This is a genomic window from Thioprofundum lithotrophicum (assembly GCF_055387065.1).
Genome location: NZ_AP042379.1, coordinates 1,730,121 through 1,755,284, shown reverse-complemented (window position 1 = coordinate 1,755,284; position 25,164 = coordinate 1,730,121). Strand labels below are relative to the sequence as shown.

Here is a 25,164-nt window from a genome sequence, read left to right as displayed (position 1 = left end):
TCGCGGCTCGCGCCGCTCCTACAGGGGATGGTTGCCTTGTTCCCTCTGTAGGAGCGGCGCGAGCCGCGATACGCCCATTCTTCCACCCAACCATTGCACACGGACGTGCCATGCCGAGAAAACCACCACAAGGCTATCGCCTGCGCATCGGTCGCCATTCCGAATCCGGACGGATCTATCTGCTGACCTTCGTCACCCGCCAACGCACACCAATTTTTCGCCACTGGCAATTCGGCCGGCAGATTGTCCATGTCTTCCAACAGGAAAGCAGAGATGCCGATACGCTCTGCTATGTCGTCATGCCCGATCATGTTCACTGGCTGATGCAGTTGAGGGGACAAAAGACCCTGTCTTCAGTCGTTCGCACAGTCAAGGCTGCCAGTGCCATGCGAATCAATCGAATGCGCGGGAGCAGGGAGCCCCTTTGGCAGAAAGGTTTTCACGACCATGCGCTGCGGCGTGAGGAAGACATCCGGGCGCTGGCCCGATATGTCATCGCCAATCCCCTGCGGGCGGGACTGGTGGAGCAGATCGGCGACTATCCCCTGTGGGATGCAGTGTGGTTGTAGCGGAAGGATGCATCGCGGCTTGCGCCGCTCCGTTAGGCGCGGTCGTCTTCGCGGGGAAAATCGCGGCTTGCGCCGCTCCTACAGGTTGTGTACGTCCCTCCTGTAGAAGCGGCGCAAGCCGCGAACACCGAGCCTAGCGCGGAATGTTCCGCCCGTAGAAGATTTCCTGCATTTCCTTTTGCAGTTGCTTGCGGATGCGTTTCTGTTTCTTCTCCGGCAGATCGGCGGCGTCGATGTTGAAGAGGTAGTTGTCGAGGTCGAACTCCTTGCGGATCATCTTGGTGTGGAAGATGTTTTCCTGGTAGACGTTGACGTCGATCATCTGGTACCGCTCCTTGGTGTCGCGGGCGATGAAGTTCTGGATGGAGTTGATCTTGTGGTCGATGTAGTGCTTGCGGCCGCGGACGTCGCGGGTGAAGCCGCGCACGCGGTAGTCCATGATCACGATGTCGGAATCGAAGCTGTGGATCAGGTAGTTGAGGGCGCGCAGGGGCGAGATGCGGCCGCAGGTGGAGACGTCGATGTCGGCGCGGAAGGTGCTGATCCCGTTGTCGGGATGGCTTTCCGGATAGGTGTGCACGGTGATGTGGCTCTTGTCGAGATGGCCGACCACCGCTTCGGGCAGGGGGCCGGGACGTTCGGCGTTCTGCAGTTCCTCGGAGACCACCGGTTCCTCGGCGATCAGCATGGTGACGCTGGCGCCCTGGGGATCGTAATCCTGGTGGGCGATGTTGAGGATGCTGGCGCCGATCAGGTGGCTGACCTCGGTGAGGATGGCGGTGAGGCGGCGGGCGTTGTATTCCTCGTCGATGTACTCGATGTACGCCTGCTGCTGGGCCGCAGTTTCGGCGTAGTTGATGTCGTAGAGATTGAAGCTGAGGGTCTTGGTGAGGTTGTTGAAGCCGCTCAGCTTGAGTTTCTTCTGGTAGCTGCGCCGGGGCATGGGAAGCACCTCAGGGGGTTTCCGCCAGCGGCGGATGATGGATCATCTGCACCACGTTGCCGTCCGGATCCTCGCAGTAGAAGCTGCGCGCGCCGTCGCGGTGGGTGCGGGGCGCCGAGCGCATGGTCACGCCGGCGGCAAGCAGATATTCGTGCCAGGCATCCACGTCTTCGGGGCGGCGCAGGATGAAGCCGATGTGATCGAGGCGCTGGGGGCCGGCGGGCGGCTCGGCGGCCCGGTGCAGGGCCAGGTTGTCATGGCCCGAGGTGAGATAGACGTTGTCGGGATCCGGGCGCCATTCCACGCGCATGCCCAGCAGCGCCGTGTAGAAGCGTTCGGTCTCCTCGAAGCGGGTCACGTACAGCGCCACGTGGCGCAGGCCGGCGGTGGGGGCGGGTCGGGTCATGCGGGTTCTCGATCCGGGCGGAAAAGGCCGGGTATTCTAGCAAAATTCCGGCGTTCCGCGAGAGTTTCCGGGTCCCGTCAGACCTGTCAGCCGGCCGGCGCCTCGCGGATTTCGTAGTCGTGGGTGATCTCGACCCCGGCCCGGGCCAGCATGATGGAGGCCGAGCAGTATTTCTCGGCCGAGAGGGAGACGGCCCGGGCCACCCGCTTCTCGTCCAGCCCTTCGCCGGTGACGATGAAGTGCACGTGGATCTTCGTGAACACCTTGGGCTCGGTCTCGGCCCGCTCGGCACTCAGCTCCACCTCGCAGTCGGTCACCGGCTGGCGGGACTTGCCGAGGATGTGGATGACGTCGAAGGCGGTGCAGCCGCCGAGGCCGAGAAGGATCATCTCCATGGGCCGCACGCCCCGGTTGTGGCCGCCGTGTTCCGGGGGGCCGTCCATGACCACCGTGTGTCCGCTGCCGGACTCGCCGGCGAAGGTGACGTCTTCGACCCACTTGATTCGCGCTTTCATGCTACCCCTTTCGGCCGATGCCGGCCGGTTTCTGCAGACGGAGGCCGCAGGGACTATACTCTGCGTGTATCCTTGGATTTTCGGCCCATCCCGGGCGCACCGATCCGCCGCCAGGAGTGACCGCCTTCTCACTTCCGCAAGGAAGTCGCCTCGGCCGGTTTACTTCAAGGTTTGGTGGTATACCATAGGCGCCTCTCACCGTCAGCCACCAGGAAGGGAAGATCATGGGTCAGGTGAACCAAACGCAAGAGACCACCGGCATCGACTCGCTGGACGAGTTCCTCGAGCACAGCCACCGGCGCAGCTATCCGGCCAAGAGCGTGATCATCTACGCCGAGGACAAGCCGGACGTGCTCTATTATATCGTCGAAGGCTCCGTCTCGGTGCTGATCGAGGACGAGGAAGGCCGCGAAATCGTGCTCGCCTACCTGAACAAGGGCGATTTCTTCGGCGAGATGGGCCTGTTCGACGAGGAGGAGGCCCGCAGCGCCTGGGTGCGCGCCCGCACCGCCTGCGAGGTGGCCGAGATCTCCTACGCCAAGTTCCGCCAGCTCTACCAGGAACACCCGGACGTGCTCTTCGCCCTGGCCAAGCAGATGGCCGCCCGCCTGCGCCACACCAGCCGCAAGGTTTCCGACCTGGCCTTCATGGACGTGACCGGCCGCGTGGCCCGCACCCTCCTCGACCTGACCCAGCAGCCCGATGCCATGACCCACCCCGAAGGCATGCAGATCCGCATCACCCGCCAGGAAATCGGCCGCATCGTCGGCTGCTCGCGGGAAATGGTGGGGCGCGTGCTCAAGAACATGGAGGAATCGGGGTTGATCTCGGTGAAGGGGAAGACGATTGTCGTCTTCGGCGCGCGCTGATCGGGCATGCTTTTCGGGGCGGTGGAAGAAACACGGAGGGCACGGAGGTTTTGTGGGTTGTTGTTGACGTCGGTTGGCCTCGCTACTGCATAAATTCATTCCACCTGCCGAATTCCTGATCGGCGATCGCGAATCGCTTGTTCGCATCCGGAAGCTTTCCGACCCATCACTTCATTCTTCTCCGTGTTCTCCGTGCCTCCGTGCCCTCCGTGTTATTTGCAGTCCGGCCGAATCAGCCGAACAGTTCCCGCAGTTTTTCCCCCGGATCGGCGGCCTTCATGAAGGCTTCGCCGACGAGGAAGGTGTGGACGCCGTGGGCGCGCATGCGGGCGACGTCGTCGCGGGTGTGGATGCCGCTTTCGGTGACGACGATGCGGTCCTTCGGGATCTGGGGCAGCAGGTCCAGGGTAGTTTCGAGGCGGGTTTCGAAGGTGCGCAGGTTGCGGTTGTTGATGCCCACCAGGGGGAGGTTCAGGGGCAGGACGCGGGCCAGTTCGGCTGCGTCGTGCACTTCCACCAGCACGTCCATGCCCAGGCTCACGGCCAGGTGGGCCAGTTCGCGCATCTGCGCGTCGCTCAGGCAGGCGGCGATCAGCAGGATGCAGTCGGCGCCGATGGCCCGGGCTTCGTAGATCTGGTAGGGGTCGATGATGAAGTCCTTGCGCAGTACCGGCAGGCGGCAGGCTTCACGGGCCTCGACCAGGTAGTGATCCGAACCCTGGAAGAAGTCCACGTCCGTCAGCACCGACAGGCAGGCCGCCCCGCCCTGTTCATAGGCGCGGGCGATCTCGGCCGGACGGAAATCCGCCCGCAGCACCCCCTTGCTCGGCGAGGCCTTCTTGATCTCGGCAATCACCGCCGGCTGCCCCGCCGCCAGCCGCTCGCCGATGGCCGCCACGAACCCGCGCACCGGCATCGCCTGCGCGGCCCGTTCCATCATCTCCTCCAGCGGATGCCGCGCCATGCGCTCGGCCACTTCCTCGGCCTTGCGGGCGGTGATCCTGTTCAGAATGTCGGGGGTATCGGTCATCTCGTTCAAGTGGTCTGACGTGGGTGGAAAGAACGCAGAGGGCGCAGAGACGCAGAGCGCGCCGAGGTTTTCAAATTGGGTAACTCATTGCAACTTCGCACAGCTCACTGGCAACATCAATAGCACCATTGGAGAATGGAATCGCCAAAAAGGCAGAGGGTAACCGACCTTTCTCATCATCCCCTCAGCGTCCTCTGCGTCTCTGCGCCCTCTGCGTTGCTTCCACTGCACCTCAAACGAAACCGTTGGACACCGCCACGAGCTGTTCGAGTTTTTCGCGGGCAGCGCCGGTGGCGATCTGGGTGTCGGCGAGGCGGATGCCGGCGTCGAGGGTGTCGGCCAGGCCGGCGGCGTAGAGGGCGGCGCCGGCGTTGAGGAGGACGATGTCGCGGGCCGGGCCCGGTTCGTCGTCGAGGACGCGGCGGATGATGGCCAGGGATTCCTCGGCGCTGTGCACCTGCAGCTCGGCGAGGCTGCCACGGGGCAGGTCGAACTGTTCCGGCGCGATGGTGTAGGTCTCGATGCGCCCGTCACGCAGCTCGGCGACGCGGGTGGGCGCGCCGATGCTGATCTCGTCCATGCCGTCTTCGGCGTGGACCACCAGCACGTGATGGCTGCCGAGCTTGCGCAGCACCTCGGCCAGGGGCTCGACCAGCTCGGCGCTGAACACGCCCAGCAGCTGGTTGGGCGCCCCGGCCGGGTTGGTGAGCGGCCCCAGCACGTTGAAGACGGTGCGCACGCCCATCTCCCGGCGCGGTCCGATGGCGTGCTTCATGGCGCTGTGGTGCCGGGGGGCGAACATGAAGCCAACGCCCACCTTTTCGATGCACTCGGCCACCTGTTCCGGGGTGAGATCCAGATTCACGCCGGCCGCTTCCAGCAGATCGGCGCTGCCCGACTTGCTCGACACCGAGCGGTTGCCGTGCTTGGCCACCCGCCCGCCGGCCGCGGCCACCACGAAGGTGCAGGCGGTGGAGACGTTGAAGGTATTGGTGGCATCCCCGCCGGTGCCGACGATGTCCACCACGTGCTCGCCCGTCACCTTCACCCCGGTGGCCAGCTCCCGCATCACCTGCGCCGCCGCGGCGATCTCGTCCACCGTCTCGCCCTTCATGCGCAGGCCGATCAGAAACCCGCCAATCTGCGCCGGCGTGGCCTCGCCGGTCATGATCAGGCGCATCACGGTGGTCATCTGCCCGGGGGTCAGATCCTGACGTTCGGTGACGGTGCGGATGGCTTCTTGCATGTTCATCGGTGGTGGCTCCGTTCGGGGTCGGTGGAAATAACGCAGAGAGCGCAGAGACGCAGAGGGCGCGGAGTTTGTTGTAGATGCATTTCCGATTCTGACATTGACAGCAGGATTCTGTTGCGACAAGGCTGCATCCGTTTCCTCATCATACTTCAATCCCTCTGCGATCTCTGCGTCTCTGCGCTCTCTGCGTTCCTTCCACCTCAGTATTGTTCAAGGAAGTTCTTCAGCAGATCGTGCCCGTGTTCGGTGAGGATGGATTCGGGGTGGAACTGCATACCTTCGATGGGGTAGTCCCGGTGGCGCACGCCCATGATTTCGTCGAGATCGCCTGCCGGGGTTTCGGTCCAGGCGGTGATTTCGAGGGCTTCGGGCAGGCTGGCCTTGTCGATCACCAGCGAGTGGTAGCGGGTGGCCTCGAAGGGGTTGGCGATGCCGCGGAACAGGCCCTTGTCGTTGTGGTGAATCATGGAGGTCTTGCCGTGCATGATGGCGCCGGCATGGACGATCTCGCCGCCGAAGGCCTGGCCGATGCTCTGGTGGCCGAGACACACGCCGAGGATCGGCTTGCGCCCGGCGAAATAGCGGATCGCATCCACCGAGACGCCGGCCTCCCTCGGCGTGCAGGGGCCGGGGGAGATGACGATCCACTCGGGGTCCTTCGCCTCGATCTCCTCCACCGTGATGCGGTCATTGCGATGGACTTCCACCGCCACGCCCAGCTCGCCGAAATACTGGACGAGGTTGTAGGTGAAGGAGTCGTAGTTGTCGATCATCAGGAGCATTTTTGTGGTCCTCTGGAAAGGAACACGGAGGGCACGGAGGCACGGAGGGCACGGAGGTTCTTGATGTCAGTCATAGCCATTGATGATCCGGCGGATTCCGTTCTTGAGGAGGATTTCATTGAAATTGATCAACAATCCGATACGCTTGTTCAATAATCTGAGATAGGTCAGCAATTGCGCCTTGTGTTTGTCTGTGACCGTCTCCACCGCCTTCAATTCAAGCACCACTTCGTTTTCGACAAGAACATCGATGCGATAGGCATGGGTAATGACTTGCCCGCGGTATTCAACTGAAACCGGAACTTCCGTTTCAAAACCCAATCCCTCGTGTTCAAGCTCAATCAACAAACAACGCTGATACGTCGATTCGAGCAACCCCGGCCCGAGTTCCCGATGTACTGTAATGGCCGCCTTCACAATGCGGTTCAGCAACAAATCCCTGTCCATGTCGCTCCTCCTGACCGAGCGATCTTATCGCAATACCACTCCGTGTTCTCCGTGCCTCCGTGCCCTCCGTGTTCCTTCCACCGAGCCGGCTACTTGTGCACCGTGTCGAGGCCGGCGGCGGCGAGGGTGACGGCGCGGAAGATGGCGCGGCCCTTGTTCATGGTTTCATCCCATTCCCGTGCCGGGACGGAGTCGTGGACGATGCCGGCGCCGGCCTGGATGTGCAGGGTGTCGCCCTGGATGACGGCGGTGCGGATGGCGATGGCGGTGTCCATGTTGCCGGACCAGCCGAGGTAGCCGACGGCGCCGGAGTAGACGCCGCGCTTGACCGGCTCCAGTTCGTCGATGATCTCCATGGCGCGGATCTTGGGCGCGCCGGAGACGGTGCCGGCGGGGAAGGTGGCGCGCAGCACGTCGAGGTTGGACAGGCCGGGGCGCAGGCGGCCGACCACGTTGGAGACGATGTGCATGACGTGGGAGTAACGCTCCACGACCATCTCCTCGGTGACCCGTACGCTGCCGGTCTCGGCGATGCGGCCCACGTCGTTGCGGCCCAGGTCGATGAGCATGAGGTGTTCGGCCCGTTCCTTGGGATCGGCCAGCAGCTCGGCTTCCAGGGCCCGGTCTTCGGCTTCGTCCCGGCCGCGGGGGCGGGTGCCGGCGATGGGGCGCACGGTGACATTGCCGTCTTCCACGTGGACCAGGATCTCCGGCGAGGAGCCCACCACGTGAAAACCGCCCAGATCCAGGTAGTACATGTAGGGCGAGGGATTGAGACTGCGCAGGGCGCGGTAGAGATCCAGCGGCCGGGCATGGAAGGGGATGGAGAGGCGCTGGGAGAGCACCACCTGCATGATGTCGCCATCCACGATATAGCGTTTGGCCTTCTCCACCGCCGCGAGGAAGCCCTCGCGGGTGAAGCCGGAGACGAAATCGGCCTCGGCCACCCGTTCGGCGCGGGCCTGGACGTGGTAGGGCGTGGCGCTGCGCAGGCGGTCCACGGCCTCGCGCAGACGCCGGCGGCCCTGCGCCCAGGCGTCGGGTTCGTCCGGATCCACGTAGTGGATGACGTAGAGCTTGCCGGAGAGGTTGTCGAACACCAGCACCTCGTCGGAGACCATCAGCAGGATGTCCGGCAGCCGGAGGGGATCGGGGTTGGGACAGTCGCCCAGGCGCGGTTCGATGTAACGCACCGTGTCGTAGCCGAAGTACCCCACCAGCCCGCCGGTGAAGCGCGGCAGGCCCTCGGGCTGGTAGGCCCGGAAGCGGGCCTGGAAGCGTTCGATGAAAACCAGGGGATCGTCGGTGACGGTCTCCTCGACCAGTTCACCGTCGGTGTGCACGGTGACGTGGCGGCCGTGCACGCGCAGCAGGGTGCGGCAGGGCAGCCCGATGATGGAATAGCGGCCCCATTTCTCGCCGCCGTGAACCGATTCGAAGAGGTACGAATAGGGGCCGTTGGCCAGTTTGAGCCAGGTGGACAGGGGGGTGTCGAGATCGGCGAGGACCTCGTCCATCAGGGGGATGCGGTTGTAGCCCTCGCGGGCGAGGGCGGCGAATGCCTGTTCGTTCATGATGCCGAATCGGTGACTGAATGTGGTTCCGGATTTCCGACCGCTTCCCGGGTGCGATCATGCATCGGCTTCGTCCCTGAGGCCGCTGCCACGCCATCGCCGGGCCATTGTCCCCCATTCGCGCCGTTTCGGCATCCCCGCCATGCTCAGGCGGCGCCTTCCCGGGCGCTGCGCCCCGGCAGCAGTTGCGGCAGCTCGGCCATGGAGTCGATGACCGCGTCGGGATGGGCTTCGCGGATGTCCTGGCCGTGGTTGTAGCCGTAGCTCATGCAGACGATGCGGAAGCCGGCGGCACGGGCGGCCTTCACGTCGGAGATGGAGTCACCGATCATCAGGGACTCGCTGGGCGCGACGCCGAAGAAATCGGCGGCGTGCAGCAGCGGCAGGGGATCGGGCTTCTTCTTCGGCAGGGTGTCACCGCTGATGACGATGGCGAAGAAATCGGCGATGCCCAGGTCGCGCAGCAGGGGCTCGGTGAACTGGGCGGCCTTGTTGGTCACGCAGCCGAGCTTGTAACCGGCGCCCTGCAGGTATTCGAGCCCTTCGCGCACGCCCGGATAGAGGCGGCTGCGCTTGCTGGTGTTCTCGGCATACAGATCGAGAAAGATCGGATAGGCCTTCTCGAACAGGGCCGGATCCGGCTCGCCCTCGAGCTGGCCGACGAGCGCCCGGCGCACCAGGCGTTCGACGCCGTTGCCCACCCACTGGCGAACCTTCTCCTCGCCATGGGGCGGCAGGCCGAGGCGCTGCATCATCTCGTCGACGCAGAAGGCCAGATCGGGGACGGAATCGACCAGGGTGCCGTCCACGTCGATGAGGATCATTTCGGGGTTGTTGAGCATGGGATGTTCCTGCACGGGCCGTAGGAGCGGCGCGAGCCGCGATGAATCGTGGTCGCGGCGCGCGCCGCTCCTACAGGGATGAGACGCCCTCAGACCTTGGCCAGTTCCTCGCGGAAAGCCTTGATCACGGTGTCGTAGTCGTTGGGATCGGCAGCGTTGCGGGCGCCGAACACGGCGGAGCCGGCCACGAAGGTGTCGGCACCGGCCTCGGCGATCTCGCGGATGTTGTCCACCTTCACGCCGCCGTCGATCTCCAGGCGGATGTCGAGGCCCGATGCGTCGATGCGCTTGCGCGCTTCGCGCAGCTTGTCCAGGGCGCTGGGAATGAAGCTCTGGCCGCCGAAGCCGGGGTTGACCGACATGATGAGGATCATGTCCACCTTGTCCATCACATAGTCGAGGTAGTCGAGCGGGGTGGCCGGGTTGAACACCAGGCCCGACTTGCAGCCTTCGTTACGGATCAGCTGCAGGCTGCGATCGATGTGCTCGGAGGCTTCCGGGTGGAAAGTGATGTAGGTGGCGCCGGCCTTGGCGAAGTCGGGGATGATGCGATCCACCGGCTTGACCATCAGGTGCACGTCGATGGGCGCGGTAACGCCGTGCTTGCGCAGGGCCTCGCAGACCAGCGGGCCGATGGTCAGGTTGGGCACGTAGTGGTTGTCCATCACGTCGAAGTGCACGATGTCGGCGCCCGACTTGAGCACGTTGTCGACTTCCTCGCCCAGCCGCGCAAAGTCGGCCGAGAGGATGGAGGGAGCAATCTGGTAGTCCGCCATGGTTTTCGCCTCGTGAAAACGGGTTGTCGTCCACCCGGGCGACGTTCCGGCACCGGGCATGGAAAAAATGAACCGCGCAGTCTACCCGATCGGAGGCGGTTTTTCAGCCTTTTGACGGCCCGTGACGGACGGGCTATGCTTGCCCAACTTCCCCAACCCTGGTGAGGATGTATGCCCCGATTCGTCATCAGGCCCCTGATTTTCCTGCTGTTTCTCCTTCCCGCCCTGACCCTGGCCGGCTCCGACACGGCCAAGGAAAAGCGCTGGGCGGCGCAGATCGTCGATACGCTGATCGACGGCGAGGCCGTCTGGCTCGAGGCCGGCGGTCGGCGCTTCCTGGCGATCTTCACCCCAGCCGAGGCGCCCGAAACCCGCGGCGCGGCCATCCTGCTGCACGGGATCGGCGCCCATCCCGACTGGCCGGAGGTGATCCATCCCCTGCGCACGGCCCTGCCGGCATACGGCTGGGCCACGCTCTCCCTGCAGATGCCGGTGCTGTCCAATGCGGCCAAGGCAAGCGACTATCCGCCCCTGTTCGACGAGGTGGCGCCGCGCATCGCCGCCGCAGTGAACTGGCTGAAACAGCGCGGGATCCGCAATCAGGCACTCATCGCCCACAGCCTCGGCACGGCCATGGCCAGCGACTATCTGGCCGGCAAGCCGGACCCGGTCATCCGCGCCTACGTGGGCGTGAGCATGATCGAATCCCGGGCCGATCCGCGCCTGAGCAACGTGGCGGCACTGATGAAGATCCGCCTGCCGGTGCTGGACATCTTCGGCAGCCAGGATCTGGACAGCGTACGCCAGGCCGCCCCTGCCCGCGCGCGGGCGGCCCGCGCCGCCAACAACCGTCATTACGTGCAGGTGGAGATCCCGGGGGCGGATCACTTCTTCGCCGCGCACGAAGAGGCCCTGGTGCGGCGGATCCGCGGCTGGCTGAAGCGGCGGGCGGACGGGATGGAGTTGCCCTGACGAGTGCCCTTGTCGCGGCTTGCGCCGCGCCTACAATCGATTGCGCCGCACCCGCGTAGGAGCGGCGCGAGCCGCGATACAATCCCTTCGAACTTTCGCGCCTTCGAAACAACAAACCACACATTCCCCAAGGAGAAATGCCATGTCCCTGAACAGTCTCTACATCGCGCTGCACGTGCTTTCGGTCGTCGTCTGGGTGGGAGGGATGTTCTTCGCCCACCAGTGCCTGCGGCCGGTGGCCGCCAGCCAGCTCGAACCGCCCGTGCGCCTGCGGCTCTGGGTGGGCGTGTTCGGCCGCTTTTTTCCCTTCGTGTGGGTGGCCATCATTCTGCTGCCGGCCACCGGCTGGCTGATGATCTTCGGGCTGTTCGGCGGACAGGCGCCGCTCTATGTGCACCTGATGAACGGGATCGGCACCGTGATGATCCTGATCTTCCTGCACGTGTTCTTCGCCCCCTACCGGCGGCTGAAACGGCATGTGGCCGCGGAGGACTGGAAGGCCGGTGGGGCCGCCCTGGCCACCATTCGCAAGCTGGTGGGTTTCAACACCATTCTGGGGGTGATCGTCATCGTGATCGCCAGCGGGGGACGGTTCTTCGGCTGAGGTCGTATAGGTAGCGAGTGGCGGGTAGCTGGTGGCTGGGAACGGCTTTCCGGTTTTTCCCAGCGACCCGCCACCCGCTACCAGCAACTCAAGTCCGTGACGCAGTTCCTTGCGGGTATCGTGACGGCAATTTGAATGGATTTGCGGCGATTTTGCCGCGATTGTTCCCGCTTCTGGACAAACCCTGGCGGCTGGGGCAAAATTGCCGCAAACGGCCTGCCGAAACGCCGGTTACGGACATATGACCTTCGTGGATCATCCGGAAAACAGGCGGTTTTTGGCAGACAATTTCGGCGAACGGCAGTAAAAACGCCCCCGGCACGGCAGCGCTCCATGGCAAAAATCCTGGTCATCCACGGTCCGAACCTGAACCTGCTGGGCAGCCGGGAACCGCAGCACTACGGCAACGCGACCCTGGCCGACATCGACAGCCGGCTCGAGAGCGCGGCGCGGGAGGCCGGCCACACCCTCACCAGCCTGCAGAGCAATGCCGAACACGAACTGGTGGACGCGGTGCAACAGGCCGGCACCGACGGCATCGACTGGATCATCATCAACCCCGCCGCCTTCACCCACACCAGCGTGGCCCTGCGTGACGCGCTGGCCGCCGTGGCCATTCCCTTCATCGAGGTGCACCTGTCCAACGTGCATGCCCGGGAAGCGTTCCGCAGACAGTCCTATTTCTCCGACCTGGCCGAAGGCGTGATCAGCGGCCTGGGTCCTCACGGTTACCTCCTGGCGCTGCAGGCCATCCTCGAGCGCCAGCGGCTAGATTGAACCCCCAGAACACAGGTTGAATTCCATGGACATTCGCAAGGTCAAGAAACTCATCGAACTGCTCGAGGAATCGGGCGTGGCGGAAATCGAAATCCAGGAAGGCGAGGAATCGGTACGGATCAGCCGTTACAGCCAGTCGGCCCCGCCGCCGCCCCCGGCGCCCGTGGCCGCCCCCGCCCCGGCGCCGGCTCCGGCCGCGACACCGGCCCCCGCCGCGGCCGAAGCGCCGGCCGCCGAACCGGAAGTGCCCGAGGGCCACGTGGTCAAGTCCCCCATGGTGGGCACCTTCTACCGCGCCCCCTCCCCCGGCGCCAGCCCGTTCGTGGAAGTGGGCCAGCAGGTCAACGTGGGCGACACCCTGTGCATCATCGAGGCCATGAAGCTGCTCAACCAGATCGAGGCCGACAAGGCGGGCACCATCAAGGCCATCCTGGTGGAGAACGGCCAGCCGGTGGAATACGACCAGCCGCTGTTCATCATCGACTAGGCCTCCCGCCATTCACAAGCAGAACACCATGATCGACAAAATCCTGATTGCCAACCGGGGCGAGATCGCCCTGCGCATCCTGCGCGCCTGCCGCGAACTCGGCATCAAGACCGTGGCCGTCCACTCGGACGCCGACCGGGATCTGAAGCACGTGCGCCTGGCCGACGAATCGGTGTGCATCGGCCCCGCGCCGTCCACCGAGAGCTATCTCAACGTGCCGGCCGTGATCAGCGCCGCCGAAGTGACCGACACGGTGGCCATCCATCCGGGCTACGGCTTCCTCTCGGAGAACGCCGACTTCGCCGAACGGGTAATGGAGAGCGGTTTCATCTTCATCGGCCCGCGCCCCGAGACCATCCGCATGATGGGCGACAAGGTAGCGGCCATCAAGGCGATGAAGGCCTCCGGCGTACCCTGCGTGCCCGGCTCCGACGGCCCGCTGGGCGACGACCCGGAAGAAAACATTCGCCTGGCGCGGGAAATCGGCTATCCCATCATCATCAAGGCCGCCGGCGGGGGCGGCGGCCGCGGCATGCGCGTGGTGCACACGGAAGCCGCCCTGCTCAACGCCATCTCCCTGACCAAGGCGGAGGCCGCCGCGGCCTTCAACAACGACATGGTCTACATGGAGAAATTCCTCGAAAACCCGCGCCACATCGAAATCCAGGTCCTGGCCGACGAGCACGGCAACGCCATCCACCTGGGCGAGCGCGACTGCTCCATGCAGCGCCGTCACCAGAAGGTGATCGAGGAGGCCCCGGCCCCCGGGATCGACGAGGAGACCCGCCGCTTCATCGGCGAGCGCTGCGCCGCCGCCTGCCGCGAAATCGGTTACCGCGGCGCCGGCACCTTCGAGTTCCTGTACGAGAACGGCGAGTTCTACTTCATCGAGATGAACACCCGGGTACAGGTGGAGCATCCGGTGACCGAGATGATCACCAACGTGGACATCGTCAAGGAGCAGATCCGGATCGCCGCCGGCGAACCGCTGCGCTACTCGCAGGAGGACATCCGGATCATCGGCCATGCCATGGAATGCCGGATCAACGCCGAGGATCCGGAAACCTTCATGCCCAGCCCCGGCACCATCACCGCCTATCATGCCCCCGGCGGCCCGGGGATCCGCGTGGACACCCACATCTACAACGGCTACCGGGTGCCCCCCTACTACGATTCGATGATCGGCAAGCTGATCGCCTACGGCGAGGATCGCGACACCGCCATGGCCCGCATGCGCAACGCCCTCAACGAAGTGGTGGTGGAAGGGATCAAGACCAACATCCCGCTGCACCAGGAACTGTTCACCGACGCCGCCTTCAAGGCCGGCGGGACCAACATCCATTACCTGGAGAAGAAGCTCGAGGAGCGGTAGAGGCTTCGGGCCGGTTCAGTGGAAAGAACACGGAGGGCACGGAGACACGGAGAACACAGAGGGATTGTTGCAAAAATGCCGTTTCCCGCGGACTGACGAGGAAATGCAGAGAAACTGCCGAAAACCCCGCGCCCTCCGTGTCCATCACACACCGCCCTCACGGCTTGTAGACGGTCATGACCGTCATCGCCTCGCCCGTTTCCATGCCTTCGAGGACGAGGCCGCGGGCGTCGCACCAGGCCTGGACGTCTTCGCCGCAGGGAGGGTAGGTGATCCACAGGCGGGCGCGGGTGGCGGGTGGCAGCTTCTCGACGGCGCGGTTGATGGCCAGCAGGTAGCCCGGGCAGGTCTGGCCGCGCACGTCGATAATCACGTCCCCGTCGGCACCCTGCTGAACCCGGGCCGTGATCGTGCCCAGGGACGGGGCGGGCCGGCGGCGGAACCAGTCTGGCCATTTCATCACGTGAACCTGCCTGGAAACAAAGAGGCCATCCCTGGCAAATGACATCCTGTCGCCTCGCCGCTCCCTCGAGCGAGGTCAAGCCTGTCAGGCGACGAGGCTCGCGGTATGCATGTCCACACCGCGCCGGGCCATGCTCTCGAGTTCGTCCCACACAGCCTTGCGCGCGGTGAGGGACTTCATGGTTTCCATTTCGATATTCGGCCAATCGCTTTCCTCGAGATACATGGCCAGCACCATGTTGGCATCGTCGCTGTGCATTTGATCGCGCCCGCCATGGCGCTCGAAGAACTGCCAGTCCACTTGGGTGTTGGGAAAGGCCTGGCGGATGGCCTCGGCCATGCGGGGAAAGTTGTCGGGGATGGTCAGCTCGCCACCGAGGCCCAGCCAGGTGAGCCCCACTACGAACGGCTTGCGGGTGACCGCCTGGAACAGCTCGTCGTTGAGCAGTTCGACCGCATACAGTGGAGGCAGGCGGGCGATGTCGCCCTCGCGCACGCCAAGACTCTCGAGCATGCGCAGGTAGAGCAGATAGTGGCACTGGCGGAAATCACCCCGGCCCATCTCCTCGAAGAGGTTGTCGAACAGCACGAAGCGACTCTTGATGTCGGGGCTGTTGCCGAGCAGCGCAGCCAGGGCCGCGGTGAATACCCGGATGTGCTTGGCAAACTGGCTCAGAAAGAAGATCACGAAGGCCGGGCTGTAGCGGCCCTCGGCCATGTTCACCAGCAGGGGATGTTCGAATACGCCGTGTTGCCGGGCGCGGCCTTCCAGATCCCGCAAGAACGCCAGATTGGCCTCCACGCGGGGCGAGGCAAGCTCGGAAGGAGAGTAAGGCAGGGTCATGTTTTCCATCTTTCGACTCCTCGTGGGTGGCGATGCCCTGGGTACCCGGCCGCACCATCCAGTCTCGTCGGGCAAGGAGACTGACCTTCCACGGCCGGCGCGGAATGCCGCCAAACTCGGTGCGACCGGTCATGCCTAAACGCCCATGGATAACCCCTTCCCCGGCTTTATCCAGCCCGATGCGAACGTGGTCAACCCGCAATCATCCGGCACCGCGGGTGCAATCGCCGGGCTGGACGGTCGCTGCAAAACGTGTCAGGCACATTCCAGAATCAGCCGGCAGGCGCTCTTCATAGCTTCGGCATGGCCCTGGGCCCGGCTGAGGACGATGCCGCCCTCGATGGCCACCAGGAGGGCGTTGGCCAGCGCGCGCGGGTCGGTTTGCGGCCGGAACTCACCGGCGTCCACGCCCCGGGCGACGAGATCGGCCAGGGCATCGCGGAAGCTGTCGAACACCTGGTTGATCAATCTGCGCAATTCCGGCTCGCTGTCGCCCAGCTCCATGGCCAGCCGGCCAAAGGGACAGACGGCGAAGGTATCGCTTTCCTGGATGTCGATGAACAGCTGCACGAAGCGCTCCACCTGGCGCCGGTAGCTCGACTCTCCGGCGACGGTGCTGGCGAACTGTTTCTCGAGCCCTTCCCGCCAGCGGGCGATCACCGCTTCGGCCAGTTCCCGCTTGGAGCGGAAGTGGTAGTACAGGTTGGATCGGGAGACCCGGCTCTCGGCCAGGATCGCCTGGATGCCGGTGGCGTGATAGCCCTGCTCGCGCAGGAGGCGCTGGGCCGTTTGGATGACTTTTTCCCGGTTGTTTTGCATGGCTAGCCCGGATATTGCACCATGGGCGCCGGATGATTGCGGACTTTGCAGCCGCGCTCGCGCCGCGCTGGAGCGAAAGGCGTAGCCATAGCTACGGCTTTCGTGAAGCGCAAGCGAGCGCGAGCGACCGTTTCGTCTGGAACGAAACGGGTCGCGCAAAGCGCGCCCGCAGGGGGCAGACCAGGGACGGTCTGCCACCAAAGCCGCAAGGGCCGGCGCAGAGGGCGGGCAGGAACAAAATGTGTTTGCCAAAACAAACCGATAATCCTCAATATGCCATTGCTTTTCAATAGTTTGTATAACCGCCCGCCCTCGACATGGTGCAATATCCGGGCTAGTACCGTTCGGTACTATCTACCGTAGACGGTATGGATATTGCCGTCAACCCCCGTGACGTTGCATTCCCTGTTTGCAGAACGTAACGTGTGCCCATGCCCTGGCTGCAACTGGAACTGGAATCCACTCCCGAGACCGCGGAGCGCCTGTCGAATCTGCTGAGCGCCAGCGGCGCCTGTGCCGTGACCCTGCAGGATGCGGCCGATCAACCGCTGTTCGAACCGCCCCCCGGCGCCACGCCCCTGTGGGGAGCGACCCGGGTGGTGGGCCTGTTCGAGGCCGACGCCGACATCGAGGCCGTGCTGAGGGCGCTGGCCTCGGCCCTGGCCCCGGCCCCCCTGCCCGACTGGCACCTGAACCCCCTGGAAGATCGGGACTGGGTGCGCGCCTGGATGGACGACTTCCGGCCGATGCGCTTCGGCGAGCGCCTGTGGATCGTTCCCGGCGAGACGGCGCCGCCGGATCCGGGTGCCGTCAACATTCGTCTCGATCCCGGCCTGGCCTTCGGCACCGGCACCCATCCCACCACCGCCATGTGCCTGCGCTGGCTGGACGCCCAGCCGCCCCGGGCGCGCACGGTGATCGACTACGGCTGCGGTTCGGGCATCCTGGCGATTGCCGCGGCCCGTCTCGGGGCCCGGCACGTGCACGCCGTGGACACCGATCCCCAGGCCCTGCTGGCCACCGCCGACAATGCCCGGCGCAACGCGGTGGCCGATCGGATCGCCGCCTGGTTGCCCGGCGATTTCCCGGGCGAGCCGGCCGATCTGCTGCTGGCCAACATCCTGGCCGGGCCGCTCGTCTCGCTGGCGCCCCGCCTCGCGGAACTGGTACATCCCGGCGGCGACATCGTCCTCTCCGGCATCCTCGCCGAACAGGCCGACGCGGTGCGCGAGGCCTATGCCGGGGCCTTCGACATCGCCAGGGTGGCGCAGGAGGAGGAATGGGTCTGCCTGGCCGGCCGCCGTTTGTGAAAAGTTCAGCAGGTTCTTATACTGACCCCTGATTTTCAGGGATTTACGACACGCGACGGATGTTCACCTGCTGCCCCCACTGCAAGACCTGCTTCCGGATCACCAAGGCCCAGCTGGCCGTAGCCCAGGGCAAGGTGCGCTGCGGCACCTGTTCGCAGATCTTCAACGCGCGGGCCCATCTGCACGAGACCCTGCCCGGCAGCAGCCCCCCGGCGGCGGACTCGCGGCCCGCGCCCGCAAGCGGCGAGCGCCCGCCGGCGAAACCCGCCGCCACGCCCGAGACACCCGCCGCCCGTCCTACACCCCCCCCACCCTCCCCCACCGCCGAACCCCGCCGGCGCCCGTCTGTATCCAGCGGCCCCGATCTGGATCTGTTCGCGCCCCCACCGCCCGCCGCGGAGGAAGAAGCCCCCCTCACCGAGGCCAACGCGGAAACGGAGGACACCGCCGTCATCCACATGGACGACGACTGGGAGGCGCTGAACCTGGACGCGCCGGGCGAGGCCGCCGCGGACGACGCGCCCCCGGCGGAGTTCCATGCCCCCGTGCACGAGCCCGTCGCGCCCCCCGAGGCGGATGACGCCGACATCGATCTGTTCGAGGAGGACACGCCGGAGGAAGACACGGCCGTCATCGATCTGACCCACGCACCCGATCCCTTCGCCCCCCATGCCGGCGTGCCCCTGAGCGGGAAAACGCCAGCCTACACGGAGGCGGCCAGCGACGCGGATGAAGAAGACGAGTTCCTGTTCGACGACGAGGAAGAGGACGCCGACACCGCGGTGATCGACATGCGCGGCGAGCGCGAGCGCCTGGCCGCACTGGCGGCGGACGAAGCGCCCGGCGCGGCGCCGGCCGAGCCCGCCCTTTCCCCGGCGCCCGAAGGGCGGGACGCAAGCGGCGAGGAGGCTGCGCCGTTCGCCCCGCAAGCCCTGTTCCAGGCCCCGGAAACGCCGGCGGCCGAACCCCCGGCCGAGGCGGAGCCCCCGGCGGCGTCGGCGGAGGATGAACCGCCCCCCGTCACGGTGCCCGAGCCCGGGCGCTATGCCTACGTGGATCCGGAGGATCTGCAGGCCGAGGAGAAGCACATCGACGAGATCATCGCCGAGATGAATGCCCAGCTTGCCGAGGACACCGAGCCGCCCAGGCCGGACGAGCCCCCGGCCACGCCGCCGAAGCAGGAAGCCGGTGACGATTTCGCGTCCCGGTTCCTGGCCGAGCTGGACGACGCCCTCAGCCAGCCCCTGCCCGAGACCGCCCCCCCCGCCGACCCCCCCCCGCCGAAGCGGGCGGAGTCGGTGAAGCCGGCGGAAGTGCTGGATCTCATCGATCCGGCCAGCCAGCTCAACGAAGGCATGATGCCCGAGGACGAGGTGCCCCTGCCCCTGCGCGAACAGCTGGTGAGCGAAGGGCCCGTCCACCACCCCCTGCGCTTCGGGCTGCAGATCCTCGCTGTGCTGCTCCTGCTGGCGGTCCTGGGCGTGCAGCTCGCCGTGTTCCGCAGCACCGAGATCGCCAATGCCGTGCCCTCCCTGCAGCCCCTGCTGGAACTGGTCTGCAGCCGCCTGCCCTGCCAGTACCAGGGGCCGGTAGCGGTGGATCGGATCCAGCTCGCCAGCCGCGACATCCGCGACCATCCCCGCACGCCGGGGGCGCTGCTGATCCAGGCCACCCTGGTCAACCGGGCGCCCTTCGCCCAGCCCTTCCCCGACATGGAAATCACCCTCTCCGATCTGGCCGGCACGGTGGTGGCCCGCCGCCGCTTCCGGCCGCGGGAATACCTGGGCAGTTACTGGCACCCCTTCCTGCTGATGCGTCCCGACCAACCGGTCCGCGTCACCCTGGAGGTCCTCAATCCCGGCCAGGACGCGGTGAACTTCGAATTCCGCTTCCTGCCCTCGGCCCAGGCCCGGGCCGTGCGGCCCTGACGAACGGTCTGCCAGACCGGACATTGCCCCATGTCAGGGCACATCATGCAGGTCGGCCTTCAGGCCGACATCAAGCCCGACATGCGATCGGTGCAAGACCCTTGTCGGCCTGAAGGCCGACCTACGACAGGGGGTAACCCGGATTGCAGCCTAGCAAATCCCGAGCCAGGTGTCGGGGCGATTTGTGGCGCCGACCGCTTTTACGGCCTGCGGGGAAAGAGTATGATGTGCCACCCCGCCGGTCGCGCCGGCGCGGCCTGCCCATAACAACAGAACACGAGATGCGCATCGGCCCCTACCAGCTGCCCAACCGCCTGATCCTCGCGCCCATGGCCGGGGTCACCGATCTGCCCTTCCGGCAGCTCTGCCGGCGGCTCGGGGCCGGCATGGCCGTCTCCGAGATGGTCTCCTCCAACTCGCTGCTGTGGGGCAGCGCCAAGACCCGCCGCCGGGCCGCCCACGATGGCGAAAGCGCGCCCCGCTCGGTCCAGATCATGGGCACCGAACCGGCCATGATGGCCGAGGCCGCCCGGGTCAACGCCGATCAGGGCGCCCAGATCATCGACATCAACATGGGCTGCCCGGCCAAGAAGGTCTGCAACGTCGCCGCCGGCTCGGCCCTGCTGCGGGACGAGAAGAAGGTCGCCGCCATCCTCGAGGCGGTGGTGGCCGCGGTGGACGTGCCGGTGACCCTGAAGATCCGCACCGGCTGGGATCGCGCGCACCGCAACGCCGTGACCATCGGCCGCATCGCCGAGAACGCCGGCGTGCAGTTGCTGGCCATCCACGGCCGCACCCGCGCCGATCACTACAAGGGCGAGGCCGAATACGACACCATCGCCGAGGTCAAGCAGGCCATCGGCATTCCGGTGGTGGCCAATGGCGACATCACCACGCCGCAGAAGGCCCGCCAGGTGCTCGAATACACCGGCGCCGATGCGGTGATGATCGGCCGTGCCGCGCAGGGCCGGCCCTGGATCTTCCGCGAGATCGACCACTACCTGCGCACGGGAGAGACCCTGCCCCCGCCCTCCCTGGCCGAGGTGCGCGACATCCTCCTCGGCCACCTCGAAACCCTGTACGCCTTCTACGGGGAATACACCGGCGTGCGCGTGGCACGCAAGCACATCAGCTGGTACAGCAAGGGACAGGCGCACGGCGGCGCCTTCCGCCAGCTCGTCAACCGGGTCGAATCGGCGCAGGAACAGCTGGCCATGACCCGGGACTTCTTCGACAAACTGATTTACCGGGAGGAAATGGCCGCATGAGCGAAGCCCTGCATATCGAACCCGCCCCCGTCAGCCCCGAGACCCTGATCAGCGAAACCCCGTCCCGCCCCCTGCGTGAATGCGTGGCCGAGGCCATGGCCCGCTATTTCGCCGAACTCGACGGCCACCCCACCGGCGAACTCTACCGGCTGGTGCTGGCGGAAGTGGAAGAACCCCTGTTTCGCGCCGTGATGGACTACACCGGCGGCAACCAGAGCAAGGCCTCGGCCCTGCTCGGCATCAACCGCGGCACCCTGCGCAAGAAGCTCAAGATGTACGGATTGCACGACTGACAGCGCCCGCCAGGGCGGTCATGCCCCTGTAGGAGCGGCGCAAGCCGCGACAGAGTGGCCTATTTTCTGACGGCAACCGACCTTCCCTGTCGCGGCTTGCGCCGCTCCTACACGGAGGGTTCTGGCCGGATCAAACATTCCCGACTTTTCCGCTACCCAGGAAAAACACCATGTCCAAGATCACCCGCGCCCTGATCAGCGTTTCCGACAAGACCGGCATCGTCGATTTCGCCCGCACGCTCCATGCAGAACACGGGGTGGAGATCCTCTCCACCGGCGGCACGGCCCGGCTGCTGCTGGAGGCCGGCATTCCGGTGACCGAAGTGTCCGACTACACCGGCTTTCCCGAAATGATGGACGGCCGGGTCAAGACCCTGCATCCGAAGATCCACGGCGGTCTGCTGGGGCGGCGCGGCATCGACGATGCGGTGATGGCCGAGCACGGCATCCCGCCCATCGATCTGGTGGTGGTCAACCTCTATCCCTTCGAGAAGACGGTGGCCGACCCGGACTGCGATCTGGCCACCGCCATCGAGAACATCGACATCGGCGGCCCCACCATGCTGCGTGCCGCGGCCAAGAACCACGCCGCCGTGACCGTGGTGGTCGAGACGGACGACTATGCCCGGGTGCTGGACGAGATGCGCCGGCACGACGGCGGCGTGGGCGATACCCTGCGCTTCGACCTGGCGGTCAAGGTCTTCGAGCACACGGCCCGCTACGACGGCGCCATTGCCAATTACCTGGGCACCATCGACCCCGACGGCAACCGTCGCGACTTCCCGCGCACCTTCAACAGCCAGTTCCACCATGCCCAGGGCATGCGCTACGGCGAGAACCCGCACCAGAAGGCCGCCTTCTACGTGGAGGCCGAGCCGGCCGAGGCCAGTGTGGCCACCGCCCACCAGATCCAGGGCAAGGCCCTCTCCTACAACAACATCGCCGACACCGACGCGGCGCTGGAATGCGTCAAGCAGTTCGACGAGGCCCCCGCCTGCGTGATCGTCAAGCACGCCAACCCCTGTGGCGTGGCCCTCGGCGACAACCTGCTGGACGCCTACGACCGCGCCTATCGCACCGATCCCGAATCGGCCTTCGGCGGCATCATCGCCTTCAACCAGCCGCTGGATGCCGACACGGCGCGGGCCATCGTCGAGCGCCAGTTCGTGGAAGTGATCATCGCCCCGGCGGTCAGCGACGCGGCGGCCGCCGCCGTGGCCGAAAAGAAGAACGTGCGCCTGCTGGCCTGCGGCCAGTGGCCGGCCGAGGCCGCCCCGCGCCTCGACTTCAAGCGCGTCAACGGCGGCCTGCTGGTGCAGGACGCCGATCTCGCCCTCTACGACGAACTCAAGGTGGTCACCCGGCGCGAGCCCACGGAACAGGAGATGACCGATCTGCTGTTCACCTGGAAGGTGGCCAAGTTCGTCAAGTCCAACGCCATCGTCTATGGCCGGGAGCGCATGACCATCGGCGTCGGCGCCGGGCAGATGAGCCGCGTCAACTCGGCGCGCATCGCCGCCATCAAGGCCGAACACGCCGGGCTCGAAGTCAAGGGCGCGGTGATGGCCTCCGATGCCTTCTTCCCCTTCCGCGACGGCCTCGACCAGGCCGCCGAGGCCGGCATCACCGCCGTCATCCAGCCCGGCGGCTCCATGCGCGACGAGGAAGTGATCGCCGCCGCCGACGAACACGGCATCGCCATGGTGTTCACGGGGATGCGGCATTTTCGGCACTGATTCGGCGCAGCCGGATCAGATTTTTGCCGGCCCCACACCGCTGCCGTTTGTGTCAGCACCATTTCGCGACGTTTCACCCACGCCCTTCCCGGCCACCAGCTACCCACCTCGGCCGGCCCCTGTGCTACCGCTGATTCCCGCCGGCATCACTCATCCTGAAAATCATTGCGGTCATAGGGTGTCAAGCTCTTCCCGCTTCCGCCGCTATGGAGTGCAACACTTCGCACTTCGACAGACACGGTGGCTCGCTCATGAACGGTTTCCTGCGCAATTTCTCCATCGGCCGGCGCCTGGGCGTCGGCATCGGCGGCCTGCTGATCCTGGTTCTGGGGATCATCATTCCGGTGGTGCTCGGCCAGATCACCCGGTTGGTGGAGCAGGCCGAGGAGCGTGAACTCCAGAATCTCTACAAGGCTGCGCGGGACGAAATCGCCTCCCTCGGCGCCAAGGCCGTGGCCATGAGCGATCTGGTGGCCCGCATGCCGGAAATCCAGGCCGAGTTCGCCGCCGGCGACCGCGAGGCCCTGGCGCGGCGCACGGTGCCCCTGTTCGCGCACCTGAAGGACGCCTATGCCGTGCGCCAGTTCCAGTTCCACCTGCCGCCGGCCACCTCGTTCCTGCGCGCGCACAAACCCGAGAAGTTCGGTGACGATCTGTCCGGCTTCCGGCACACGGTGCTGACCACCAACCGCGACAGAAAACCGGTGCAGGGACTGGAGAAAGGCGTCGCCGGCCTGGGGATCCGGGGCATCGTGCCGGTCTTCCATGCCGGACGGCACATCGGCTCGGTGGAAATGGGCATGTCCTTCGGCAAGCCCTTCTTCGACGGATTTCGCAAAAACTACGGCGTGGAAGTGGGCCTGTTCGTGGAGCGCGATGGCCACTTCGCGCCTTTCGCTGCCAGCGACGAATCGCTGCTCGATGCCAACCCCGAAAAACTCGCCGCCGCCTTCACCGGCGAAACGGTCTTCGATCGCAAGCGCCTGGGCGACACCCCCTACACCTACTACAACCGCCTGATCCGGGACTTCAGCGGAAAACCCGTGGGGGTGCTGCAAATCGCCCTGGATCGTCGACAGTACGTGGACGCCATCGCGCGCCTGCGCAACAGCACCCTACTCATTGCCGCCATCGCCCTGCTGATCGGACTGGCTGTAGCAGGGTTCATCAGCCGCAGCATCACCTGCCCGCTCCGGGACACCGTGCGCGCCATGGACGACATCGCCGCCGGCGAAGGGGACCTGACCCGGCGCCTGCCCAGCCAGGGGCGGGACGAAATCAGCCGCCTCTGCGAGGCCTTCAACCGCTTCGCCGGGAAGATCCATGGCACGGTCGGTCAACTCGCCCAGGCCACCGACGAACTCAAGGGCGCCGCGGGCACCCTGCAGGCGATCACCGAAGCCACCCACGACGGCGTGGAACGGCAGCGCATGGAGACCGAACAGGTCGCCACGGCCATGAACCAGATGACGGCCACGGTGCAGGAAGTGGCGCGGCATGCCGGCGAAGCGGCCGACGCCACCCGCGTGGCCAGTGACGAAAGCCGGCAGGGCCGGGCCGTGGTGGAAAAGGTGAGCCAGGGCATCCAGCGCCTGGCCGGTGACATCGGCACCGCCAGCGAGGTGATGACGAAACTGGAACAGGAGTCGATCAACATCGGCTCGGTGCTGGACGTGATCCGCAACATCGCCGAACAGACCAACCTGCTGGCCCTCAATGCGGCCATCGAGGCCGCGCGCGCCGGCGAACAGGGGCGGGGCTTCGCCGTGGTGGCCGACGAGGTGCGCACCCTGGCGTCGCGCACCCAGCAATCCACCCAGGAAATCCAGGACATGATCGAACGGCTGCAGGCCGAGGCGCAGAAAGCCGTGCGCGTGATGGACGAAAGCCGGGAACAGGTCAACGACAACGTGGAACACGCCAACCGGGCCGGCGCCGCCCTGGAGACCATCGATGGCCGCGTGGGCACCATTACCGACATGAATCTTCAGATCGCCAGCGCCGCCGAAGAGCAGACCTCCGTGGCCGAGGAAATCAACCGCAACGTCATCAACATCAACGAACTGATGCAGCAGACGGCCGAAGGCGCGGGGCAGATTGCGCGAGCCAGCGAATCGCTCAACGATCTGGCCATCCGCCTCGAGCGCCTGGTGGGCCAGTTCCGGCTGTAACCCCCGCCCTGGCAGGCTGTCGGCCCAAGCAGCCCGCAGGGCGGCTCAAGCGCAGCGGAGCCGCCATCTCGGGGTAACACGACCTGATCGTTGCAAAAAATCGGCGCTGTAGGTCG

General features: G+C 65.7%; 26 protein-coding genes. 13 read left to right on the top strand and 13 right to left on the bottom strand.

Annotated elements, in window-relative coordinates:
- The first annotated feature begins 110 nt into the window (after positions 1–110).
- Entirely contained in the window at positions 111–569 is a 459-nt protein-coding gene (locus ACZ5BH_RS08245; protein WP_464888782.1) for an REP-associated tyrosine transposase, read from the top strand.
- Positions 570–702: 133 nt separating this feature from the next.
- Here the strand turns inward: ACZ5BH_RS08245 and speD are convergent, their stop codons facing one another.
- The 3 genes from speD to ACZ5BH_RS08230 all read right to left on the bottom strand — a co-directional run bounded on the left by speD (position 703) and on the right by ACZ5BH_RS08230 (position 2,433).
- Positions 703–1,512: an adenosylmethionine decarboxylase gene (gene speD, locus ACZ5BH_RS08240; protein ID WP_464888781.1), complete on the bottom strand. Its 810-nt coding sequence runs from the start codon at positions 1,510–1,512 to the stop codon at positions 703–705.
- 10 nt (positions 1,513–1,522) lie between these two features.
- The gene (locus tag ACZ5BH_RS08235) at positions 1,523–1,918 is read right to left on the bottom strand and encodes a VOC family protein (RefSeq protein WP_464888780.1); all 396 of its coding nucleotides are present in this window, start codon (positions 1,916–1,918) and stop codon (positions 1,523–1,525) included.
- Positions 1,919–2,004: 86 nt separating this feature from the next.
- Positions 2,005–2,433, bottom strand: coding sequence for an OsmC family protein (locus ACZ5BH_RS08230; RefSeq protein ID WP_464888779.1), 429 nt, complete (start codon positions 2,431–2,433; stop codon positions 2,005–2,007).
- 224 nt (positions 2,434–2,657) lie between these two features.
- On the opposite strand from ACZ5BH_RS08230, the gene crp reads away from it, so the two are divergent.
- Complete coding sequence (gene crp, locus ACZ5BH_RS08225) at positions 2,658–3,302, top strand: cAMP-activated global transcriptional regulator CRP (protein ID WP_464888778.1); 645 nt, start codon at positions 2,658–2,660, stop codon at positions 3,300–3,302.
- Between the two features lie 232 nt (positions 3,303–3,534).
- On the opposite strand, the gene trpC is transcribed toward crp, so the two are convergent.
- The 7 genes from trpC to rpe form a co-directional block, all read right to left on the bottom strand.
- Positions 3,535–4,332: an indole-3-glycerol phosphate synthase TrpC gene (trpC, locus tag ACZ5BH_RS08220; protein ID WP_464891209.1), complete on the bottom strand. Its 798-nt coding sequence runs from the start codon at positions 4,330–4,332 to the stop codon at positions 3,535–3,537.
- 232 nt (positions 4,333–4,564) lie between these two features.
- A complete protein-coding gene (gene trpD / locus ACZ5BH_RS08215; RefSeq protein WP_464888777.1) occupies positions 4,565–5,584 on the bottom strand; it encodes an anthranilate phosphoribosyltransferase in 1,020 nt (339 codons plus the stop codon).
- 200 nt (positions 5,585–5,784) lie between these two features.
- Positions 5,785–6,366, bottom strand: coding sequence for an anthranilate synthase component II (locus tag ACZ5BH_RS08210; protein WP_464888776.1), 582 nt, complete (start codon positions 6,364–6,366; stop codon positions 5,785–5,787).
- Positions 6,367–6,432: 66 nt separating this feature from the next.
- On the bottom strand, positions 6,433–6,813 hold the full coding sequence (locus tag ACZ5BH_RS08205; RefSeq protein WP_464888775.1) for a GxxExxY protein: 381 nt from the start codon (positions 6,811–6,813) through the stop codon (positions 6,433–6,435).
- 89 nt (positions 6,814–6,902) lie between these two features.
- On the bottom strand, positions 6,903–8,387 hold the full coding sequence (gene trpE / locus ACZ5BH_RS08200) for an anthranilate synthase component I (RefSeq protein ID WP_464888774.1): 1,485 nt from the start codon (positions 8,385–8,387) through the stop codon (positions 6,903–6,905).
- Between the two features lie 146 nt (positions 8,388–8,533).
- Positions 8,534–9,229, bottom strand: a complete 696-nt coding sequence (locus tag ACZ5BH_RS08195) for a phosphoglycolate phosphatase (protein ID WP_464888773.1) — start codon at positions 9,227–9,229, stop codon at positions 8,534–8,536.
- Between the two features lie 89 nt (positions 9,230–9,318).
- Positions 9,319–10,005 carry a ribulose-phosphate 3-epimerase gene (gene rpe, locus ACZ5BH_RS08190; protein WP_464888772.1) on the bottom strand — a complete coding sequence of 229 codons (687 nt, stop codon included), beginning with the start codon at positions 10,003–10,005 and terminating at the stop codon, positions 9,319–9,321.
- Positions 10,006–10,176: 171 nt separating this feature from the next.
- Between rpe and ACZ5BH_RS08185 the strand changes: the two genes are divergently transcribed.
- The 5 genes from ACZ5BH_RS08185 to accC all read left to right on the top strand — a co-directional run bounded on the left by ACZ5BH_RS08185 (position 10,177) and on the right by accC (position 14,217).
- Positions 10,177–10,977, top strand: a complete 801-nt coding sequence (locus ACZ5BH_RS08185; RefSeq protein WP_464888771.1) for a DUF3530 family protein — start codon at positions 10,177–10,179, stop codon at positions 10,975–10,977.
- Positions 10,978–11,119: 142 nt separating this feature from the next.
- Positions 11,120–11,581 carry a CopD family protein gene (locus tag ACZ5BH_RS08180; RefSeq protein ID WP_464888770.1) on the top strand — a complete coding sequence of 154 codons (462 nt, stop codon included), beginning with the start codon at positions 11,120–11,122 and terminating at the stop codon, positions 11,579–11,581.
- A gap of 333 nt (positions 11,582–11,914) precedes the next feature.
- Positions 11,915–12,358 carry a type II 3-dehydroquinate dehydratase gene (gene aroQ, locus ACZ5BH_RS08175; protein ID WP_464888769.1) on the top strand — a complete coding sequence of 148 codons (444 nt, stop codon included), beginning with the start codon at positions 11,915–11,917 and terminating at the stop codon, positions 12,356–12,358.
- A 25-nt stretch (positions 12,359–12,383) separates the two neighbouring features.
- On the top strand, positions 12,384–12,845 hold the full coding sequence (accB, locus tag ACZ5BH_RS08170) for an acetyl-CoA carboxylase biotin carboxyl carrier protein (protein WP_464888768.1): 462 nt from the start codon (positions 12,384–12,386) through the stop codon (positions 12,843–12,845).
- 28 nt (positions 12,846–12,873) lie between these two features.
- Positions 12,874–14,217, top strand: coding sequence for an acetyl-CoA carboxylase biotin carboxylase subunit (accC, locus tag ACZ5BH_RS08165; protein WP_464888767.1), 1,344 nt, complete (start codon positions 12,874–12,876; stop codon positions 14,215–14,217).
- Between the two features lie 157 nt (positions 14,218–14,374).
- Here accC and ACZ5BH_RS08160 read toward each other — a convergent pair whose 3' ends face one another.
- The 3 genes from ACZ5BH_RS08160 to ACZ5BH_RS08150 form a co-directional block, all read right to left on the bottom strand.
- Positions 14,375–14,677, bottom strand: coding sequence for a sulfurtransferase TusA family protein (locus ACZ5BH_RS08160; protein ID WP_464888766.1), 303 nt, complete (start codon positions 14,675–14,677; stop codon positions 14,375–14,377).
- A gap of 87 nt (positions 14,678–14,764) precedes the next feature.
- A complete protein-coding gene (locus tag ACZ5BH_RS08155; RefSeq protein ID WP_464888765.1) occupies positions 14,765–15,532 on the bottom strand; it encodes a TenA family transcriptional regulator in 768 nt (255 codons plus the stop codon).
- A 246-nt stretch (positions 15,533–15,778) separates the two neighbouring features.
- Positions 15,779–16,342 carry a TetR/AcrR family transcriptional regulator gene (locus ACZ5BH_RS08150; protein ID WP_464888764.1) on the bottom strand — a complete coding sequence of 188 codons (564 nt, stop codon included), beginning with the start codon at positions 16,340–16,342 and terminating at the stop codon, positions 15,779–15,781.
- A 431-nt stretch (positions 16,343–16,773) separates the two neighbouring features.
- Between ACZ5BH_RS08150 and prmA the strand changes: the two genes are divergently transcribed.
- The 6 genes from prmA to ACZ5BH_RS08120 all read left to right on the top strand — a co-directional run bounded on the left by prmA (position 16,774) and on the right by ACZ5BH_RS08120 (position 25,048).
- Positions 16,774–17,652, top strand: coding sequence for a 50S ribosomal protein L11 methyltransferase (gene prmA, locus ACZ5BH_RS08145; protein ID WP_464888763.1), 879 nt, complete (start codon positions 16,774–16,776; stop codon positions 17,650–17,652).
- Positions 17,653–17,711: 59 nt separating this feature from the next.
- Positions 17,712–19,580: a DUF3426 domain-containing protein gene (locus ACZ5BH_RS08140; RefSeq protein WP_464888762.1), complete on the top strand. Its 1,869-nt coding sequence runs from the start codon at positions 17,712–17,714 to the stop codon at positions 19,578–19,580.
- A gap of 281 nt (positions 19,581–19,861) precedes the next feature.
- Complete coding sequence (gene dusB, locus ACZ5BH_RS08135) at positions 19,862–20,848, top strand: tRNA dihydrouridine synthase DusB (RefSeq protein ID WP_464891208.1); 987 nt, start codon at positions 19,862–19,864, stop codon at positions 20,846–20,848.
- Complete coding sequence (fis, locus tag ACZ5BH_RS08130) at positions 20,845–21,141, top strand: DNA-binding transcriptional regulator Fis (protein ID WP_464888761.1); 297 nt, start codon at positions 20,845–20,847, stop codon at positions 21,139–21,141. Before dusB ends, fis begins: the two co-directional genes overlap by 4 nt.
- Positions 21,142–21,311: 170 nt before the next feature.
- Complete coding sequence (gene purH / locus ACZ5BH_RS08125) at positions 21,312–22,877, top strand: bifunctional phosphoribosylaminoimidazolecarboxamide formyltransferase/IMP cyclohydrolase (protein WP_464888760.1); 1,566 nt, start codon at positions 21,312–21,314, stop codon at positions 22,875–22,877.
- 251 nt (positions 22,878–23,128) lie between these two features.
- On the top strand, positions 23,129–25,048 hold the full coding sequence (locus tag ACZ5BH_RS08120) for a methyl-accepting chemotaxis protein (RefSeq protein ID WP_464888759.1): 1,920 nt from the start codon (positions 23,129–23,131) through the stop codon (positions 25,046–25,048).
- Positions 25,049–25,164 lie beyond the last annotated feature (116 nt).